Raw genomic sequence first — 14,285 nt, forward strand, 5'->3', positions numbered from 1 at the left:
AATGGTGTTATTTATATAACGATATATGGGTTTCTATATATACCCGTCGTCTATCGAGCTGCTTCTTTGTTGGCTGCGTTCGTTCACCCCAGCCACTTACCTGAGTAAGCATCCTGGGGATGCCCGGTACGCTAAACGCGTCCGGGCAGTAAGTGACGGGATATTAGAACAGCCCCAGCGGTTTATCTGAGTAACTCACCAGCAGGCATTTGGTTTGCTGATAATGCTCGAGCATCATCTTGTGCGTCTCGCGCCCGATGCCCGACTGCTTGTAACCGCCGAACGCCGCATGCGCCGGGTAAGCATGGTAACAGTTGGTCCATACACGCCCCGCCTGAATACCGCGGCCCATCTTGTACGCCAGATTTCCGTTACGACTCCAGACGCCAGCACCGAGACCGTATTGGGTGTCATTGGCGATTTCCAGCGCCTCTTCCATGGTTTTGAAGGTCGTGACGGCCAGTACCGGTCCGAAGATCTCCTCCTGGAAAACCCGCATATTATTCTTACCAAACAAAATGGTCGGTTCGAGGTAGTAACCCTCTTTTAACTCGCCATCCAGCTGCTTACGCCGCCCGCCGGTGAGAATATCTGCCCCTTCTTTCTTACCAATATCGATGTAATTCAGGATGGTTTCCAGTTGACCATGCGACACCTGCGCGCCCATTTGCGTCACGCTGTCTAACGGGTTGCCGCTACGAATACTTTCCACCCGGCGAATCGCTCTTTCCATAAAACGTTCGTAAATGGATTCCTGCACCAGGGCACGGCTTGGACAGGTACACACTTCGCCCTGGTTGAAGGCAAACAACGCAAAGCCTTCCAGCGCTTTGTCAAAGAACGCATCTTCTTCATCCATCACGTCTGCAAAGAAGATATTGGGAGATTTCCCACCCAGCTCCAGCGTGACAGGGATAATATTCTGCGTGGCGTACTGCATGATCTGCTGCCCGACTTCCGTTGAGCCGGTAAACGCCACTTTCGCAATGCGTTTAGATGTCGCCAGATATTCACCGATTTCTCCACCCGCGCCGTTTACCACGTTTACTACGCCTGGTGGGAGAAGATCGCCGATGACTTCCATCAACAGCAGTACGGACAGCGGCGTCAGACGCGCAGGTTTAAGCACCACGCAGTTACCCGCCGCCAGCGCGGGCGCCATCTTCCAACTGGCCATCAGTAGCGGGAAGTTCCACGGGATAATTTGCCCTACCACACCAAGAGGTTCATGGAAGTGATACGCCACGGTCTCGCTATCAACCTCACTGATTCCCCCTTCCTGCGCACGAATACAGGAAGCGAAATAGCGGAAATGGTCAATCGCCAGCGGCACGTCTGCCGCGCTGGTTTCGCGGATAGGTTTACCGTTATCCCAGGTTTCTGCCGTCGCCAGCAGCTCGAGATTTTGCTCCATGCGATCGGCGATTTTGAACAGAATCGCCGCCCTGTCCTGCACGGATGTCTGCGCCCACTTGTCTTTTATCTTGTGCGCGGCATCCAGGGCGAGATCGATATCCTTTTTGCCGGAAGAGGCCACTTCGCACAGTAATTGCCCGGTTACCGGCGTCAGGTTTTGGTAATACTCGCCGTCCACCGGTGCAACCCAGTCACCACCGATAAAGTTATCGTATCGGGCTTTTAACTTCAGAGGGTAACCATATTCGCCGGGATAAATACGCGTTGAAGGGGGATTATTGGTCATGACCGTCTCCTTGCTGTAGGGGTACTACAAGGGTAGACGGGGCTGGCGAATTATTCGCCAGCCATTTCCTGCTTTACGACAGGTATCACGAATTACATGGCTGCGCGATAAATCGCCATAATTTCTTCATGAGTCGCCTGAATCGGGTTAGTGAAACCGCAGGCATCTTTCAGGGCATTGGTCGCCAGTACGGCAATATCTTCTTCCTTCACGTTCAGCTCACGCAGACCGGCAGGAATATTCACTTTCTGCGCCAGTTCGCGGATCGCCGCGATGCAAGCTTCCGCCCCTTGCTCTGCGCTCAAGCCAGCAACGTCCACGCCCATCGCCTTAGCGCAATCACTCAGACGAGCGGCAGCCACTTTACTATTGAAAACCTGCACATGCGGCAGCAAAACAGCGTTACATACACCGTGCGGCAGATCGTAGAAACCACCCAACTGGTGCGCCATGGCGTGCACGTAACCCAGAGAAGCGTTGTTAAAGGCCATGCCTGCGAGGAACTGCGCGTAGGCCATAGCCTCACGTGCCAGAGCATTGCTGCCGTCTTCAACAGCGACCGGCAGGTTTTCCGCAATCATGGTGACCGCTTTCAGCGCGCAAGCATCGGTAATTGGGGTTGCAGCAATAGAAACGTAGGCTTCGATAGCGTGGGTCAGCGCATCCATACCAGTGGCCGCCGTCAGAGACTTCGGCATACCGACCATCAGCGAGGAGTCATTAACGGACAGCAGCGGCGTAACATGCTTATCCACAATCGCCATTTTAATATGGCGTACTTCATCGGTAATAATGCAAAAACGCGTCATCTCCGACGCCGTACCCGCGGTGGTGTTAATGGCGATCATCGGCAACTGAGGTTTTGCTGAGCGATCCACGCCTTCGTAATCGCGAATATCGCCGCCGTTAGCCGCCACCAGCGCAATACCTTTTGCACAATCGTGCGGAGAACCACCGCCGAGGGAAATAACGCTATCACATTGGTTTTCTTTCAACATTTGCAGGCCAGCAGCGACGTTACTGGTCGTGGGATTAGGATGCGTACCGTCGTAAATGACGCTGAAAATATCACGTTCCTGTAATGCCTTTTGAATCTCGCCAGCCATACCTAATTTCGTCAGCATGGCATCTGTGACAATCAGCGTACGGCGAAAACCATATTCCGCCATTGTATTCATCGCGTCTTTTAATGAATCAGCGCCAATTACATTCACGGAAGGAATAAAAAATGTTGAAGCAGCCATTGTACGTTCCTTATTTTATTCTGAAGAGCCAGGAAGCATACGTGTGAATTTTTCAACAAAATATGATCGTGGTGGTTATTTTAATAACACCATAAATAAAAAAGCACATTAGGCTTAGAATCTAATGTGCTTATTTCAATCAACATATATTTTGTATTAATTCATTTAAACCATGAATTAATTGTTTCATTATTTTTCCGGAAACAATAACGCATCGCGTAATAAATGATCATTTCCCCGGCGACGCGTAAAACCAATGCGGTCAAAATATTCCAGAATCTGAATAGCCAATTTGCGCCCAACGTTCAGCCTGTCGCGGAAATCAGCCGCACAGGTCGATCCCCGTTCCTGATCCAGCTCGCGGATCATATTGGCAAAGGCCACAATCCGATCGTTACGGTAATAGCGATCTTTAACGATCGCGGTAATAATGCCTTGCTGTGCCGCTTGTCGTAACGCCACGCGCATCATTTGCTCATCCGTACCCGTCTGTTTTGCCAGATCGCGTACCCACCACGGTTCATCGCCAAAAAGCGGTTCTGCTTTTAGCCAGATTGCCTGCTGCTCATCGCTGAAACCCGCCTTATGATCCGGCAAATGCAGCCAGCCATGATGGCTATGGATGGCACCGCTCTCGCGCATCTTTTCAATCAGCAGCAAGACCAGCGCTTCGTCTTCCATCGGCAAAGCCATACGCCGCAGACGTTCGCGTCCAGGCCCTGGCTCATCACGGTGCTGTTCGTGGTAGGTCGCCAGCGTATCGAGGACTTTTCGCTGCCAGCGCGCCGCAACGGGAGCATTCAACAGGCTGTATCCCGCCTGAATAAAACCATGTTGCTCAATCAACGGACGCATCCCGTTGCCGTTGAGCTGGCGCGCCCAGGCGAAATCAGGAATATTCACCGCCCCACGCGTCAGATGCAGCGCCAGGGCGTCGCCGTCACTCTGCGCCTTTTCCAGCGCCGACAGCCACTGCAGATATTCCGGCTTACGTTTCCCGCGACGCGGCGGATTGAGCGTTACCACGCGCGCACCTGCTAGCGTCGTGCGGGCAGAAATATCGCGCAGCACCAGACGGTCGTTATCAGCAAGCCAGAGCGGTGTATCAAACACCAGTTCCGCCAGCGTTCCTTCAAGCAGCGAGATTCGCCCGGTTACATGACTGGCCGCGTGGTGAATATGCAGCGGTTGCCACTGCATCAGCGGCGCGGCATGTTCTAAAGAAACAATTACGCGGGTAAAAGCCTCCGGCGGCGCATCGGAAAGTAGCCAGTCGCCGCGGTTAAGTTCTTCTTTTTGCGCATCGCCGGCAATATTCAGCGCGATACGTTGCCCCGCCTGCGCGCGTTCGGTGGCCTGATTTTGCGCATGCAGGCTACGTACGCGCATCGGTTTGTTGACGCCCGTGAGCCACAGCGTGTCACCGATATTCACTTCACCGCTAAGCGCCGTCCCGGTCACCACCAGCCCCGCGCCTTTGACCGTAAAGGCACGGTCAATCGCCAGGCGAAAGCTGCGATCGCAGGCATGCTCGCGCGACGTTAATTGCAGCAAATGCTCGCGCAGTTCTTCAATCCCACGACCTTCACTGGCGGCCGTCACGAACAGAACCGCACCGGCGAAACCATAATTCTCAAGCGTGGTGTGCACCTCGGCACGTACCGCGTTGATGCGATCCTCATCCACGCGGTCGGCTTTCGTGAGCGCCACGGTGATCTGCGGATTACCCGTCAGTTGCAAAATTTGCAAATGCTCACGCGTTTGCGCCATCACGCCATCATCACACGCCACCACCAGCAGCGCGTGGTCAATCCCGCCGACACCTGCCAACATGTTGGACAAAAACTTTTCGTGTCCCGGAACATCGATAAATCCCAGTATCCGTCCGTCCGGCTGCGGCCAGTAGGCATAGCCGAGATCGATGGTCATGCCGCGCTTTTTTTCTTCCGGCAGACGGTCGGCATTCACGCCGGTAATCGCCTGTAATAACGTTGTTTTTCCGTGGTCAACGTGTCCGGCGGTTGCAATAATCATTTCAGCATCATCTCCATAAACCGGGTCTCGTCTTCAAGGCAGCGCAGATCCAGCCACATGCGACCATCATAAATTCGCCCAATGATCGGCACGGGCAACGTACGCCAGCGAGCGGCCAGCGCTTCAAGGCGGCTACCGCGCCCGTCGTGGGGGGTAAAGGTTAATGCCGCGCTGGGCAGCCTATCAACAGGTAGCGAGCCGCTGCCAATCTGCGACAGGCAAGGCATCACATTCAGGGCGAATTCGTCGCCGTAATGCTCAGCAAGCCGTGCCTGTAATTGTTGGGCCTGCGCATGGACAGCCTCTTGCGAACGGGTGAGCTGGCGTAGCGTCGGCAGCTTCGTCGCCAATGCTTCCGGGTGCAGATAAAGCCGCAGCGTCGCTTCCAGCGCAGCCAACGTCATTTTATCAGCCCGTAATGCACGTTTCAGCGGATGGCTCTGTAAGCGAGCGATCATCTCTTTTTTACCGACGATGATCCCGGCCTGCGGCCCGCCCAGTAATTTATCGCCAGAAAAGCTCACCAGACTGACGCCAGCGGCAATCAGTTGCTGCGGCATCGGCTCCTGCGGCAGTCCATACTGGCTGAGATCGACCAGCGAGCCACTGCCGAGATCCGCCACCACCGGTACATCCAGCTCCTTACCAATAGCGGCCAGCTCAGCCTCACCCACCGACTTCGTAAAGCCTTCGATGCTGTAATTACTGGTATGCACCTTCATCAGCAGCCCGGTGTTTTCATTCACCGCCTGACGGTAATCTTTCGCATGGGTCCGGTTGGTGGTACCCACTTCACGCAGCATACATCCGGCCTGGCACATAACGTCCGGAATACGAAACGCGCCGCCAATTTCTACCAGTTCGCCGCGTGAAACGACCACCTCTTTGCCGTTAGCCGTGGCGGCCAACATCAGTAAAACCGCTGCTGCATTGTTATTAACGATACAGGCGTCTTCCGCCCCCGTCAGACGGCAGAGTAAATCCGCCAGGGCCCGATCCCGATGTCCACGCCCGGCATCATCCAGGCTGTATTCCAGCGTCACCGGCGTGCGCATCGCCTGCACCACCGCCTCGATCGCTTCTTCTGCCTGCGACGCGCGACCAAGGTTGGTGTGCAGCACCGTGCCGGTCAGGTTAATCACCGGACGCAGCGCGCTTTGCGATTCTCGTTCCAGCCGGGCGCTGGCTTCTTGCGCCCAGTCCTCACACCATGCCGGGAGCGCGTGCGTGTCGCGGATGGCTTCTCTGGCTTCGTCGAGCATATGACGCAGCAGGTCAACCACTCGGGTATGACCGTGAGACTCACGTAAGGCTGGGAAGGCGCTATCGCGCAATAAACGATCGATAGCGGGAAGCTGGCTGTAGAGTGAACGCATGTCGGTTGTCATGAAAGGGCCTGGCTGTTGGTGGCCCTCTCCACCGTGGAGAGGGATATCGATATAGGAAGGATTGTACCGTGACTTTGCTCAGGCGGACATACATACACAAAATCATTCAAGATGCATCGAGGCGGCAAGAGAATGAGTCCCCAGGAGCGTACGAATAGTACGTAACTGGGGCGAAGAAACGCTGCCAACAAAGAGGCAGCTTGAAGGATGAAGTGTAAATGTGTATCAAGCCTTTGGCGGTTCAGTACGGGCAAAACTTTCGCGTTGAAAGAGCGTTTCCACCAGTTTGACCAGGCGCGGGCGATCAACACACCAGCCGGGCGCGACCCGACGGAAATTGAGATAACCGACGGCACAAGCAATCGCAATGGTTGCCAGGTTAACCGTATCCGTTTTCAGCGTACCGTCCGCCAGATAGCCCTCCAGCATATCCAGACTACGGGTAATCTTTTCCCGCTGGCGTAACAGTTCCGTTTCTGACTGCTGCGCGGCGGGGCGAGCCTGCTCACGCACCGAGACTAAACCCGCATCCATAATGCCGTCTGCCAGCGCTTCCAACTGGCGTACCTTCAGCGCCGCCAGCGGTTCACGCGGCAGCATAGCTGGCGCAATATCCAGCAGCTCGATATATTCCGCAATGATCGGGGAGTCAAACCAGTACTCGCCCTCATCGGTGACCAGCGCGGGCACTTTTCCTAGCGGGTTATAGCGCGCCACGCCGCTATCCGCGTTATAGGGGAGTTCATTCACAAATTCGAAGGTGATGCCCTTTTCCAGTAACAGAATAGAAATTTTACGCACAAAAGGGCTGGTATAGCTGCCGATGAGTTTCATGCCGGGTCCTTTTTGCCAACAAAAATATCAGTATGGCTCAGGTCGCCGTAAATGGCAGGTGATGACGATCTCAATGATCCAAATAAAGGTAATGCATCCAACTGGTCATGCGCAGCAACACTTTACGCATCACCGACACGTGGGCGAAATGGTCAGAATAGACCGCCACCTGGGCATAGATACCGTCCGGCAACGCATCTACATCGGCATTAGGATCCAGTTCAATCGTGGCCAGCACCCCATCGGTACCCGGCACCACCGTTAAGGATTGTAATGCCCCCTGAGCCTGATAAGAACCGCCCGGCACAACCGGCAGAATGGAGGTCAACTTAGCGGAGAAAACCTGACCTGGTAGCGCATTAAACACCACTTCCGCTTCATCGCCCGGTTTCAGGCGCAACAGCGAGTTCTGGCGGAATTGCGCCACGATTTGTCGTTTCTGTTCCGGAATAAACACCATCACTGGGCGCAGAGGCAGCGCGGCAGCGTAGGTCCCGGGACGAATAAGCACCTGCGTAACATAGCCGTTGCTGGGGGCACGGACGATAGTCTGCTCAAGATTGTATTTGGCTTCGGCAAGCTGGGCGCGCAGGGAGGCGACCTGGGATTGCTCCCCGTTGACCATACTGTCTAACTGGCTCTGAATCTGCGTCTGTTCCGCTACTGAGCCTTTCACCAGCGCATCCTGAGCCAGATAGTTCTGGCGGGCATTGTCGATATCACTTTCGGAAAACGGGTTAACCTTCGCCTGGCTACCCTTCAGATAGCGTTGATAATCCTTATACAGGCGGTCACGTTCCGCAGACACGCGGGTGGTATTAGCGACCGCTTCCGACAGCTGTGCTTTCAGATTGTCGATATTATGCGTCGCGGTCACCAGGTCTGCCTGGAGTCTGTCAACCCGCGCCTGATAACGCACAGGATCGAGTTTAAATAACACCTCGCCTTTTTTAATCAGCTGATTATTTTTATCTGTCACCTCACTAACAATTCCCGTGACCTGCGGGGTAACAGGAATTGAAATAACCGCTTTTTGCGCCGTAAAGGTATACGGGTGGTTATAGTTCATTAATAAGATGAGTCCCGCCACAATAAACACGCCGCCTAATGCAGCGGTTGCAAGCGTCCATTGGTTGACCGGAATACGGAATATTTTAAAAATGGCCCAGGCGAATGCCACATAGGTCAGGACAATCAACAAATCCATGATTAAATCTCCGGAAAGGTGGAGTTATCGGTTTTATTCTCCCCATCCAGTCTTTTTTCCAACTGGCTGATGCGCGCTGCCAGCGCAGCAATCTCGGGGTCTGGATCCTTTCCGGTCGACGTGATGTGTGACTGCATGCCCCAGCCACGCTCAGGCTGGTAGAGCGTCGCCCAAATCCACAGGAATGGCCAAATAACATGCAATGTAAAAAGACTCACCCATCCCGCCGTGTGGATGGCATCGGCATGAGGATGGTTGCGCTTCTTAGCCATGTTATAGGGGATATCGTGGATGGCGATGATTCCATAAAACAGCACCAGAAATACGAAGATCAGCACGCCCAACGCGAAATAATTAAGAAACATACCTGCCTCGAATTCACGCTAATTAGAGTTTTTTTATGCCGGCAGCCGTATGCACCCAGGCTGATGTTTTGAACATAACTGCAGTTTGGGGTTTTCGCCATACCACAAAAAAAATATTTTTTCTGGTGAGAAGTTGCTTTCTTTTGCAATAAAAATGTCGGGGGTAGAACCTGCTGTAGATCACATCCGGGCAAATGCAGATAAAAATACTTTGCGATCTACATCACAAAGATTCAACAAACAGCAAAAGCAAAAATGTGAATCAGTTCACATTTACCCCTCGTTTTTGGCGAATTCTGATCCAGTGATGTTTTTTTGTACCGGTATTTTGTGATTAAGATCACATTAACTAGCGCCCCACACCCTATATTTACGTGACGGAAGTCACACAAAAGGGCGTCGACTGGACAGTTGAACGATTCAGTGCCAGATTTCGCAGTATCTACAGGGTCCGGCTACCTCCTGCCGCTACATTAACAAACCTCGGGCTTTCAGCCTGCGCGATAGCAAACATAAGAAGGGGTGTTTTTATGTCATCCGATATTAAGATCAAGGTGCAAAGCTTTGGTCGATTCCTCAGCAACATGGTGATGCCAAATATCGGCGCGTTTATCGCGTGGGGTATTATCACCGCATTATTCATTCCGACAGGGTGGTTGCCGAACGAAACGCTGGCGAAGCTTGTCGGCCCAATGATCACCTATCTGCTGCCGCTACTGATCGGTTATACCGGTGGTAAGCTGGTTGGCGGCGAGCGTGGCGGCGTGGTTGGTGCTATCACCACCATGGGCGTTATCGTCGGTGCTGATATGCCAATGTTCCTCGGCGCGATGATCGCAGGTCCGCTGGGCGGCTGGGCTATCAAACATTTCGACAACTGGGTAGACGGTAAGATCAAGTCCGGTTTTGAGATGCTGGTGAATAACTTCTCCGCAGGCATCATCGGGATGATCCTCGCCATTCTGGCATTCCTTGGCATTGGCCCATTGGTTGAAGCTCTGTCCAAAATCCTGGCGGCAGGGGTTAACTTCATGGTTGTCCATGACATGCTGCCGCTGGCGTCTATCTTCGTTGAACCGGCGAAAATCCTGTTCCTCAATAACGCCATCAACCACGGTATTTTCTCACCGCTGGGTATTCAGCAATCCCATGAGATGGGCAAATCCATCTTCTTCCTGATTGAAGCTAACCCGGGTCCGGGTATGGGCGTCCTGCTGGCATACATGTTCTTCGGTCGCGGCAGCGCTAAGCAGTCTGCGGGCGGCGCGGCAATCATTCACTTCCTGGGTGGTATCCACGAAATTTACTTCCCGTACGTGCTGATGAACCCACGTCTGATTCTGGCCGTTATCCTCGGCGGTATGACTGGCGTATTTACCCTGACTATCCTGAACGGCGGTCTGGTTTCTCCGGCCTCTCCGGGTTCTATCCTGGCCGTGCTGGCAATGACGCCGAAGGGGGCTTACTTCGCTAACATCGCCGCTATCTGTGCAGCAATGGCGGTCTCCTTTGTAGTCTCAGCCATTCTGCTGAAAACCAGCAAAGTAAAAGAAGATGATGACATTGATGCTGCCACACGTCGTATGCACGACATGAAAGCGGAATCTAAAGGCGCATCTCCGCTGGCGGCTGGCGACGTGACTAACGACCTGAGCCATGTGCGTAAAATCATCGTTGCCTGCGATGCCGGTATGGGTTCCAGCGCCATGGGTGCGGGCGTACTGCGTAAGAAAGTGCAGGATGCCGGTCTGTCTCAGATTTCTGTCACCAACAGCGCGATTAACAATCTGCCGCCGGATGTGGATCTGGTCATTACCCACCGTGACCTGACCGAACGCGCGATGCGCCAGGTGCCTCAGGCACAGCACATTTCGCTGACCAACTTCCTCGACAGCGGTCTGTACTCCAGCCTGACCGAACGTCTGGTTGCGGCACAGCGCCACAACGTGAATGAAGTGAAAGTCCGCGATCACCTGAAAGACAGCTTTGAAGAGGGTGATACCCACCTGTTCAAGCTGGGTGCGGAGAATATCTTCCTTGGCCGTAAAGCCACTAACAAAGAGGAAGCGATTCGCTTTGCCGGTGAGCAACTGGTGAAAGGTGGTTACGTTGAGCCAGAATACGTTGAGGCAATGCTGGACCGCGAAAAACTGACCCCGACTTACCTCGGCGAGTCCATCGCAGTACCGCATGGTACGGTTGAAGCCAAAGACCGCGTGCTGAAAACCGGTGTGGTGTTCTGCCAATACCCGGAAGGCGTTCGCTTCGGTGAAGAAGAAGATGATATTGCCCGCCTGGTAATTGGTATCGCAGCACGTAACAACGAGCACATCCAGGTGATTACCAGCCTGACCAACGCTCTGGATGATGAATCTGTGATCGAACGTCTGGCCCATACCACCAGCGTGGATGAAGTTCTGGAATTGCTGGCGGGTAAAAAAGCTTAACGCTTAAGTATCTCCAAAATAGTTCGAGCTGCAGGAAGGCGGCAACGCAGTGAATCCCCAGAAGCGTACATAAGTACGTGACTGGGGTGAGCGAGGAGAGCCAACGCATCTGCAGTTCGAAATATGAAGGCGATATCCTCTCCCTTGTGGAGAGGGTTAGGTTGAGGGGAAATCTATGCAGTCCCTCACCCCAGCCCTCTTGGGTAAAAACATTAATGAAGGTTAATACTATGAAAGCATTACATTTTGGCGCAGGTAATATCGGTCGTGGCTTTATCGGCAAATTGCTGGCGGACGCGGGGATACAGCTGACGTTCGCGGATGTAAACCAGGTCGTGCTCGATGCCCTGAATGCCCGTCATAGCTATCAGGTTCATGTGGTGGGTGAAAACGAGCAGGTTGATACCGTCTCCGGCGTCAACGCCGTGAGCAGCATCGGCGATGATGTCGTCGACCTGATTGCCCATGTAGATTTAGTCACTACCGCCGTCGGTCCGGTCGTGCTTGAGCGCATCGCTCCGGCCATCGCCAAAGGGCTGGTTAAACGCAAGGCACAGGGCATAGCTACTCCGCTAAATATCATCGCCTGTGAAAACATGGTGCGCGGAACGACCCAGTTGAAAGGCCATGTAATGAACGCGCTGGCAGATGAAGACAAAGCCTGGGTTGAAGAACATGTTGGCTTCGTCGATTCCGCCGTGGACCGTATTGTTCCTCCTTCAGCCTCTGCGACCAATGACCCGCTGGAAGTTACCGTTGAAACCTTCAGTGAGTGGATTGTCGACAAAACGCAGTTTAAAGGCGAATTGCCGAACATCCCGGGAATGGAATTAACTGATAACCTGATGGCATTTGTCGAACGTAAACTCTTCACGCTGAACACCGGGCATGCTATAACCGCGTACCTCGGAAAATTGACCGGTCATCAGACCATCCGTGACGCGATTCTCGACGAGAAAATCCGCGCAGTGGTAAAAGGTGCGATGGAAGAGAGCGGCGCGGTACTGATCAAACGCTATGGCTTTGATGCAGCAAAACATGCGGCATACATTCAGAAAATCCTCGGTCGCTTTGAAAACCCGTATCTGAAAGATGACGTTGAGCGCGTGGGTCGTCAGCCGCTGCGTAAGCTGAGCGCGGGCGATCGTCTGATTAAACCGCTGCTGGGCACGCTGGAGTATGCTCTGCCGCACGCCAATCTGGTCACCGGTATTGCCGCTGCAATGCACTATCGCAGTGAGGAAGATCCGCAGGCACAGGAACTGGCCGCGCTGATTGACGAAAAAGGTCCACAGGCCGCGCTGGCGCAGATCTCCGGCCTGGATGCCAACAGTGATGTGGTGGCGGAGGCGGTTAACGCATATAACGCGACCAAATGATAGAGAATCTGGCGCAGGTCAGCCTGCGCCAAAATGACAGATTGTCAGATATGCAGGCAATAATGGAACAAACGCAGGCCTTTGAAAATCGTGTGCTTGAGCGTCTGAATGCTGGCAAAACCGTACGCAGCTTCCTCATCACCGCCGTAGAACTGCTCACCGAGGCGGTGAATATTCTTGTGCTTCAGGTATTTCGCAAAGACGACTATGCGGTGAAATATGCTGTAGAACCGCTGCTTGACGGCGATGGTCCGCTGGGCGATCTTTCCGTTCGCCTGAAGCTCATCTACGGTCTGGGCGTACTCAGCCGGCCGGAGTATGAAGACGCGGAGCTTCTGATGGCGCTGCGGGAAGAGTTAAACCATGACGGCAATGAATATGCGTTCACCGACGACGAAATTCTTGGTCCGTTTGGCGAACTCCACTGCGTGACGGCACTCCCGCCGCCACCGCAGTTTGATACCTCAGACTCAGGTCTGCACGCGATGCAGATCCAGCGCTACCAGCAGATGGTGCGCTCCACGATGGTACTTTCCCTGACCGAGCTGATTTCTAAAATCAGCTTAAAAAAAGCCTTTCAAAAATAAGACCCTGCAGGCTTACTTCTCTTCCTGTTGCGGTCGATAAAGCTGCCGATAGTACGCCAGACGTTGCAGATACAGCTGCGCATTCTCCTGCGGTATTTCAGAAGGGACAACGTTGCGCGGTGGTGTTTTATTCAGATACTCGCGAAAAGCCTGGCTTGAAGCCATAAAATCGACCGTCTTATCAATAAGGACCGAAACGTTCTCACCTATTTTCGCCATAATCTTCCCTCCTCCATGTATTAACCACGCTCAGCCTGCGCGGTTGATCATTTAAGTTTAGGATCGGTTGGGCAATTACATTGAGGAAAACGTGCTTCACTATGAACCCGCCAATAAAAAGCGCCATGGCCGATCTTATCGCTTAAAATTCCTTATTAATCAAAATGGTAGTATTTCCATTAGCTGAATAATACTTGCGGCATTTGATTATTTATCTTCGATTAGTTGTGAATAATCCCGCTCTGCGCGCATACTATAGGATATTCATCCTATTTTTATCAGAAGCTATCCTATGAAAGAAGTCGAAAAAAACGAAATTAAACGCCTGAGCGATCGTCTGGACGCTATCCGCCACCAGCAGGCTGACCTGTCTCTGGTTGAAGCCGCCGACAAATATGCCGAGCTGGAACAAGAGAAAGAAACTCTGGAAACCGAGATTGCGCGTCTGCGTGAAGTCCATGGCCAGAAGCTGAGCAAAGAAGCGCAAAAGCTGACGAAACTCCCTTTCCGTCGCGCCATCACCAAAAAAGAGCAGGCGGATATGGGCAAGCTGAAGAAGAGCGTGCGCGGCCTGATTGTCGTTCACCCGATGACCGAGCTTGGCCGTGAAATGGGCCTGAAAGAGATGACGGGCTTCGCGAAGAGCGAGTTCTAATCTCCCACCGGGCAACATCCGCTTGCCCGGTCCTTCATTTCACCTCGCAATTGGCCCTACCAATTTCAGTCAGATCCCACCAGCACCTCACATTTCATTAAAATGCGCGTACAATACCGTTGCCAATAGATAACATTTGATTAACCATTCATTGTCATTACCCCTACACAACAATATTGGCAGGGCCACTTTTACACATAATGTGACCTGGAGATGAGCACAGA

12 protein-coding genes are annotated in these 14,285 nt (G+C 53.1%); 4 read left to right on the top strand and 8 right to left on the bottom strand.

The window, feature by feature from the left end:
- Positions 1-163: 163 nt before the first annotated feature.
- The 7 genes from aldB to OGV77_RS08075 form a co-directional block, all read right to left on the bottom strand.
- Entirely contained in the window at positions 164-1,702 is a 1,539-nt protein-coding gene (gene aldB, locus OGV77_RS08045; RefSeq protein ID WP_043018711.1) for an aldehyde dehydrogenase AldB, read from the bottom strand.
- A 92-nt stretch (positions 1,703-1,794) separates the two neighbouring features.
- Positions 1,795-2,946: an L-threonine dehydrogenase gene (gene yiaY, locus OGV77_RS08050; protein WP_087050756.1), complete on the bottom strand. Its 1,152-nt coding sequence runs from the start codon at positions 2,944-2,946 to the stop codon at positions 1,795-1,797.
- A gap of 189 nt (positions 2,947-3,135) precedes the next feature.
- Complete coding sequence (selB, locus tag OGV77_RS08055; RefSeq protein ID WP_043018713.1) at positions 3,136-4,980, bottom strand: selenocysteine-specific translation elongation factor; 1,845 nt, start codon at positions 4,978-4,980, stop codon at positions 3,136-3,138.
- Positions 4,977-6,368, bottom strand: coding sequence for an L-seryl-tRNA(Sec) selenium transferase (selA, locus tag OGV77_RS08060; RefSeq protein ID WP_087050755.1), 1,392 nt, complete (start codon positions 6,366-6,368; stop codon positions 4,977-4,979). The genes selB and selA overlap by 4 nt, the downstream gene beginning before the upstream one ends.
- Positions 6,369-6,593: 225 nt before the next feature.
- Positions 6,594-7,202: a glutathione S-transferase gene (locus tag OGV77_RS08065; RefSeq protein ID WP_075145483.1), complete on the bottom strand. Its 609-nt coding sequence runs from the start codon at positions 7,200-7,202 to the stop codon at positions 6,594-6,596.
- Positions 7,203-7,272: 70 nt separating this feature from the next.
- Positions 7,273-8,409, bottom strand: coding sequence for an HlyD family secretion protein (locus OGV77_RS08070; protein ID WP_087050754.1), 1,137 nt, complete (start codon positions 8,407-8,409; stop codon positions 7,273-7,275).
- A gap of 2 nt (positions 8,410-8,411) precedes the next feature.
- Complete coding sequence (locus OGV77_RS08075) at positions 8,412-8,774, bottom strand: DUF3302 domain-containing protein (protein ID WP_043018717.1); 363 nt, start codon at positions 8,772-8,774, stop codon at positions 8,412-8,414.
- Positions 8,775-9,304: 530 nt separating this feature from the next.
- On the opposite strand from OGV77_RS08075, the gene mtlA reads away from it, so the two are divergent.
- From mtlA to mtlR, 3 genes are all read left to right on the top strand, one after another.
- Positions 9,305-11,221 carry a PTS mannitol transporter subunit IICBA gene (gene mtlA / locus OGV77_RS08080; protein WP_043018718.1) on the top strand — a complete coding sequence of 639 codons (1,917 nt, stop codon included), beginning with the start codon at positions 9,305-9,307 and terminating at the stop codon, positions 11,219-11,221.
- A 230-nt stretch (positions 11,222-11,451) separates the two neighbouring features.
- Positions 11,452-12,600 (top strand): mannitol-1-phosphate 5-dehydrogenase, encoded by a 1,149-nt coding sequence (mtlD, locus tag OGV77_RS08085; RefSeq protein ID WP_043018719.1) that lies wholly within the window; start codon positions 11,452-11,454, stop codon positions 12,598-12,600.
- Positions 12,597-13,187 (top strand): mannitol operon repressor MtlR, encoded by a 591-nt coding sequence (gene mtlR, locus OGV77_RS08090; protein ID WP_087050753.1) that lies wholly within the window; start codon positions 12,597-12,599, stop codon positions 13,185-13,187. Before mtlD ends, mtlR begins: the two co-directional genes overlap by 4 nt.
- Positions 13,188-13,199: 12 nt before the next feature.
- Here the strand turns inward: mtlR and OGV77_RS08095 are convergent, their stop codons facing one another.
- A complete protein-coding gene (locus tag OGV77_RS08095; protein WP_003827334.1) occupies positions 13,200-13,406 on the bottom strand; it encodes a hypothetical protein in 207 nt (68 codons plus the stop codon).
- A gap of 292 nt (positions 13,407-13,698) precedes the next feature.
- On the opposite strand from OGV77_RS08095, the gene OGV77_RS08100 reads away from it, so the two are divergent.
- Positions 13,699-14,061 (top strand): YibL family ribosome-associated protein, encoded by a 363-nt coding sequence (locus tag OGV77_RS08100; RefSeq protein WP_043018722.1) that lies wholly within the window; start codon positions 13,699-13,701, stop codon positions 14,059-14,061.
- Positions 14,062-14,285 lie beyond the last annotated feature (224 nt).

It is taken from the genome of Citrobacter sp. Ce129, assembly GCF_030334545.1.
GTDB lineage: Bacteria > Pseudomonadota > Gammaproteobacteria > Enterobacterales > Enterobacteriaceae > Citrobacter > Citrobacter europaeus.